The following is a 5,564-nucleotide window of genomic DNA, read 5'->3' as shown; positions in this document are numbered from 1 at the left end:
GTCGCGGCATCGGTGCCGCCACCGCCGAGGCGCTCGCTGCTGCGGGAGCGCATGTCATCCTCGTCGCGCGGACGTCGTCGGGACTGGAGGAGGTCGAAGACCGCATCCACGCGGCCGGCGGCAGCGCGACGATCGCCCCGCTCGACCTTGCCGACGGCGCGGCGATCGGCAAGCTGGCAGAGGCGATTGCCGGGCGCTGGTCGGCGCTCGACGCGCTCGTCCTCAACGCCGCGATGCTCGGCTCGCTGACCCCGGTCGAGCATATCGACGGGGCCGAGTTTGCCCGACTGATCCAGCTCAACCTGCTCGCCAACCAGGCGCTGATCGCGGCGTTCGACCCGCTGCTGCGGCGAGCCGAGCGGGCCGACGTCGTGGCGCTGACCAGCTCGGTCGCGGCGACCCCGCGTGCCTTCTGGGGAGCCTATGGCGCGTCGAAGGCAGCGCTGGAGACCTTGCTCGGCGCCTATGCCGACGAAAATGCGCATTCGGGTCGGATCCGGACCCACATCATCGACCCCGGCGCGACCCGTACCCGGATGCGGGCGCTGGCGTTCCCGGGCGAGGAGCCGGACAGCCTCAAGCCGCCCGAGGTCGTCGCCCGCGCGATTGTCGAGCGATTGAACAGCGACGCGGTGAGCGGCGACAGACTGCACATCGACGCTTAGCCCTTGACCATCGTGACCTGCGCGACGTCGATGCAGCGGCCTTTGAACCCGCCCTCGCAATACATCAGATAATAGCGCCATAGGCGGTGGAAGCGGTCGTCGAAGCCCGCGAGCGCTCCACGCTGGACGGCGGCGTCGTAGCGGGCGCGCCATAGCCGGAGCGTCTCGGCATAATGTGCGCCGAAGCCGTCGCGGCCGTCCCACGACAGGCCGCGGCCCCGCGCCAACGCTTCGAAACTCGGTTCGTCGACCAGCATCCCACCGGGGAAGATATACGCCTGGATGAAGTCGGCGCTGGCGGAGTAGCGGGCGAACAGGCGGTGATCGATGCTGATATATTGCAGCGCGGCGCGGCCGCCGGGGCGGAGCGCGCGGGCGATCGTGTCGAGGTAGACCGGCCACCAGCGCTGCCCGACCGCCTCGACCATCTCGGCCGAGGCGATGGCGTCATATTCGCCGGTGACGGCGCGGTAATCCTGAAGGCGGATGGTAATGCGGTCGGTCAGACCGGCCTCGGCGACGCGCGCCTCAGCCCAGGCCTTTTGTTCGGTCGACAGCGTCAGGCCGGTGACGATCGCGCCGCGCCGGGCGGCGGCGATGGCGAGACTGCCCCAGCCGCAACCGATTTCGAGCAAGCGGGAGCCGGGGGCGAGGGAAAGCCGGTCGAGGAGGAGGGAGATTTTATACGACTGGGCCTGCTCGAGCAGCATCGCCGGTTCGATCGCCTCGTGCGATCCGACACCTTCCATCGGTGAGCGAAGGAAGTGGGCGCTGCTGTACGTCATCCCCTCATCCAGCCATGCTGCATAGAAGTCGTTGCCGAGGTCGTAGTGGGCGGCGATATTGTCGCGCGCCTGCCCCGGGGCGTTGTCGCGCAGGCGGTGGACCAGCGCGTTGACCCAGCGCGCCGCACCCTTGGCGCGGGCGGCGTCGCCGAGGGTAACGGCGTTGGCCGCGAACAATTCAAACAAGGCAACCAGGTCGAGCGACGACCATTCGCCGTGCTCCCACGCCTTGTACCAGCCGACGCTGCCCGAGGTGGCGAGGCGTACCAGCGACATCCAGCTGTGGAGGGTGACGGTGGCGACTGGACCCGGGGCGTGGAAGCCGATCTCGCGGCGGGCACCGTCGGGCAGGATGGCGTGGAACCCGCCGGTGCGGAGCCCTTCGTGGAGTTGATCGAGCACGCGATCGAACGCCGGAGCGGCGAGGCCAAGCAGGCCGCCGCCGGTAGCAAAGCGCCGATCCGCGCTGAAGAGATGCTGTCCGCGCGACGCCATGCCGGTTGCTTTGCTAGCCATGGCGCAAGGTGGCAAGAGCGGAAAGCGCCCGTTCGCGACCCTCGCGGTGGCCAATCAGTGGCGGCGGGTAGCCAGCCGGGCGGAACACGGGATCATGGATGTCGGCATCGGAGAGATCGGCCAGCTCGGTCACCCAGCGGCGGATGTAATCGGCAGCGTTGAACTTGGCTGATTGAGACAGCGGCGCCATGATCCGCCCGAACGGCGAGCTGTCGCTGCCGGTGCCGGCAATCCACTGCCAATTGAGGCTGTTGTTGGCGAGATCGGCATCGACCAGCGTGTCCCAATACCATGCCGCGCCGCGCCGCCAGTCGATCAGAAGATGCTTCACCAGGAAACTGGCGGCGATCATACGGACGCGGTTGTGCATCCAGCCGGTCGCCCACATCTGGCGCATCCCGGCATCGACGATCGGGTAGCCGGTGCGTCCCTGCGTCCAGGCGCCAAAGTCGGCGTCGGCGGCCTTGCCGCTACGCCAAGGCACTTCGGCCCGCGTGGCTTTACTGGTGAGACCGGGTTGGGCGAGCAGCGCCGAACGGGCGAAATCACGCCACGCCAGCTCCTTGCGAAACTTGGCGTCGGCGAGGCCGTGCCAGACTTGGCGGGCGCTTATCTCGCCGTGGTGGAGGTGGGGCGAGAGGCGGCTGGTGCCCTCCTCCGACGGCAGGTCGCGAGCGGTGGCGTAGGCGGCGGCATGGTCGGCGAAGGCGGCGAAGTTGGCGGCGGCGCCTTGCTCGCCGGGTTGCCAGTCGGTGAAGCCGGTTGCCCAGTCGGGATGGTTGGGAAGCAGGTTCCAGTCTTCGAGCCTGTCGCTCTTAATGGTTTTCGCGGGTTCGATCCGCTTCGGCGCTGGCAGCGGTTCGGGCGGCGGGAGGTGTTCGGTCAGGGCGCGATAGAAGGGACCATAGACTTTGAACGGGGTGCCGCTGCCAGTGGTGATGTGGTCCGATGGAACGAGCGTATCGCCGTCGTAGAGGGTAAGCCGGTCGCCGAGCACCTCATCCGCTTTCCGCCACCACGGTTCGGCGAGGCGGGTAGCGTGAATGCTGGTCACGGCTAGTTCGTCCGCGACTTGCGTCACGGTGGCGGCGGCGGGGCCGCGGCGGAGGATGATGCGGCCACCGATGGCATCGAGCGAACGGGCCAGGCTGGCGAGGCTATGGTGCAGCCACCACCGCTTCGCGCCCCCGATCCGCCAATCGCCGGGCGTGTCGTCGTCGAGGATGTAGAGACAGGCGGTCGGACCCTGCTCGGCTGCAGCGAGCAATGCGGCGTTGTCGGCGAGGCGCAGGTCCTGGCGGAACCAGTGGAGGGCGGTCACTCGACCCTCGGTTCCTTCTCCACCTGCCAGCTCTGACCCTTGGCGACGAGCGCCTGCAGGTCGACCTTCTTGCCTTTGCTGACCGCTTCATTCTGTTCGAGGACGGCGCTTTCGAAGGTCGTCGCGGGGTCTTCGTAGATGACGCCGAGCGCGACCGGGAAGCCGGCGGTGGCGGGCATTTCGATGAGCAGTTGGGCGAGCGTGCGGTTCTTCGGGTCGTGGGTCAGGATGCTTTCGTCGCCGACGTCGACGATGGTCAGGACCATCTTGTCGCGGTCGAACGACTGGCCCCTAGTGCCGTTCGCGAACAGCATCTTCTCGCCCGCCTTGAGCCAAAGCTGGCGGTCGGCGGCGAATTCCTTGGCGGTGAAGGGGGCGAAGACGTCGTCGTTATAGACCACGCAATTCTGGAAAATCTCGACGAAGCTGGCGCCCTTATAGGCGTGGGCGGCCTTGAGCACGTCGGGCAGTGCCTTGTGCACGTCGACGGCGCGGGCGATGAAGCGCGCGCCGCTGCCCAGCGCGAAGCTGCACGGGGTGGCGGGGCGGTCGACCGATCCGAACGGGGTCGACGGGCCGCGCGTGCCGATCCGGCTGGTCGGCGAATATTGGCCCTTGGTCAGGCCGTAAATCTCGTTGTTGAACAAGAGCAGCTGGCAGTCGAGATTGCGGCGCAGCAGGTGCATCGTGTGGTTGCCGCCGATCGACAGCGCGTCGCCATCGCCGGTAATGATCCACACGTCGAGCGCCGGATTGGCGAGCTTTACACCAGTGGCGACGGCGCAGGCGCGGCCGTGGATGGTGTGGAAGCCGTAGCTCGCCATGTAATAGGGAAAGCGGCTGGAACAGCCGATGCCGCTGACGAACACGGTGTTCTCGCGCGCCGTGCCCAAGTCGGGCATGGTCCGCTGCACGGCCTTGAGCACCGCATAGTCGCCGCAGCCGGGGCACCAGCGCACTTCCTGATCGGAGGCCCAGTCCTTAGCGGTGGTCGGGACGATTTTGGCAATTTCGTTCATCAACGAATTCCGTGGAGATAATAGAGCAGCAGCAGGATCAGCGCGAGCATCATGATCAGGGGGACGGGGTTGATCTGTTTCATCGCCTGGACACTCGAAAGTTCACTAAAGTACACCTGAAAACGGATCCGTGACCGATCGGTGAAGCTGAACAAGCTGATGGCGGTAAGTTAACGGTCGGACCACTCCCGGCGCGCCGATCTTCACGAACTTCACACTGGCCATGGGGGTGCGGGATCACGCGATCATCCCTTCGATCGCGGCCTGAATTTCCGCGATGGTGAAGGGCTGGCCGCTGACCTTGTTGAGCGGCTTCGCGTCGACCAGGAAGGTGTCGCGCAGGATCGTCTTGAGTTGGCCGCTGTTCATCTCGGGGACGAGGATATGCGCAAAGCCGTTGAGTAGGACAGACAAATTTTTCGGCATCGGCGCGATGTGGCGGAGGTGGATGTGGGCGACGTCGTGACCGTTCGCCCGGGCACGGCGGACGGCCTGATGGATCGGGCCATAGGTCGAACCCCAGCCGACGACGACGAGCGTGCCGGTCGGGTTGCCTAGCGCAAGCTCTTGGTCGGGGATGGAGTCGGCGATGCCGGCCACTTTGGCGGCGCGGATGGCGGTCATTTCGGCATGGGCCTCGGCCGAATAGTCGATGTTGCCCGTGCCCGGCTGCTTCTCGATTCCGCCGATGCGATGTTCGAGGCCGGGGGTACCGGGGACGATCCACGGGCGCGCGAGTTCGGCGTTGCGGGCATAGGGCATGACCCCTTCGCCTTCGGGCGGTTGATCGGTGTGGAAGGTCACCGGGAAGGGCTCGTACCCGGCCATGTCGGGGACTTTCCACGGCTCGGCGGCGTTTGCGATATAGCCGTCGGTAAGGAGGATTACGGGGGTCATGTAGCGCACGGCGATGCGGCATGCCTCGATCGCGCAGTCGAACGCATCGGACGGCGAGCGGGCGGCGATGACCGGAATCGGCGCATCGCCATTGCGGCCGTAAACTGCCTGGTAGAGGTCGGACTGCTCGGTCTTGGTCGGCAGCCCGGTCGAGGGACCGCCGCGCTGCGAATTGACGATAACCAGCGGGAGCTCGGTCATGAAGGCGAGGCCCATGGCTTCGCCCTTCAGCGCGATGCCGGGACCGGACGAGGAGGTCACACCGAGCTGACCGGCGTAAGATGCGCCGATGGCGGCGCAGATCGCGGCGATCTCGTCCTCCGCCTGGAAGGTGGTGACGTGATATTCCTTGAGTCGGCTG

The 5,564-nt window shown here is 66.7% G+C and carries 4 protein-coding genes and 1 pseudogene; 1 reads left to right on the top strand and 4 read right to left on the bottom strand.

Translation table 11 applies throughout. The features are described from left to right. Nucleotides 1-665, top strand: a 665-nt coding sequence (locus RMN84_RS06805) for an SDR family NAD(P)-dependent oxidoreductase (RefSeq protein WP_309611429.1), incomplete at its 5' end; no start/stop codon positions are given. Here the strand turns inward: RMN84_RS06805 and RMN84_RS06800 are convergent. The 4 genes and pseudogenes from RMN84_RS06800 to RMN84_RS06785 form a co-directional block, all read right to left on the bottom strand. Then, nucleotides 662-1,945 (bottom strand): cyclopropane-fatty-acyl-phospholipid synthase family protein, encoded by a 1,284-nt coding sequence (locus tag RMN84_RS06800; protein WP_309611428.1) that lies wholly within the window; start codon nt 1,943-1,945, stop codon nt 662-664. The genes RMN84_RS06805 and RMN84_RS06800 overlap by 4 nt on opposite strands. A 13-nt stretch (nt 1,946-1,958) precedes the next feature. Next, a complete protein-coding gene (locus RMN84_RS06795) occupies nt 1,959-3,287 on the bottom strand; it encodes a deoxyribodipyrimidine photo-lyase (RefSeq protein ID WP_309611427.1) in 1,329 nt (442 codons plus the stop codon). Next, entirely contained in the window at nt 3,284-4,306 is a 1,023-nt protein-coding gene (locus RMN84_RS06790) for a 2-oxoacid:ferredoxin oxidoreductase subunit beta (RefSeq protein WP_309611426.1), read from the bottom strand. Before RMN84_RS06790 ends, RMN84_RS06795 begins: the two co-directional genes overlap by 4 nt. A 237-nt stretch (nt 4,307-4,543) precedes the next feature. Further along, nucleotides 4,544-5,564: pseudogene (locus RMN84_RS06785) on the bottom strand (2-oxoglutarate ferredoxin oxidoreductase subunit alpha); the annotation flags it as partial.

The organism is Sphingomonas sp., from assembly GCF_031380695.1.
Classification (GTDB): Bacteria; Pseudomonadota; Alphaproteobacteria; order Sphingomonadales; family Sphingomonadaceae; genus Sphingomicrobium.
Note: the sequence above shows the minus strand (reverse complement) of the source record. Positions and strands in the feature narration are given on the sequence as shown.

Coding starts and splice junctions, on each gene's coding strand:
- RMN84_RS06790 (WP_309611426.1), bottom strand. CDS start 4,306: ATGAACGAAATTGCCAAAATCGTCCCGACCACCGCTAAGGACTGGGCC.
- RMN84_RS06800 (WP_309611428.1), bottom strand. CDS start 1,945: ATGGCGTCGCGCGGACAGCATCTCTTCAGCGCGGATCGGCGCTTTGCT.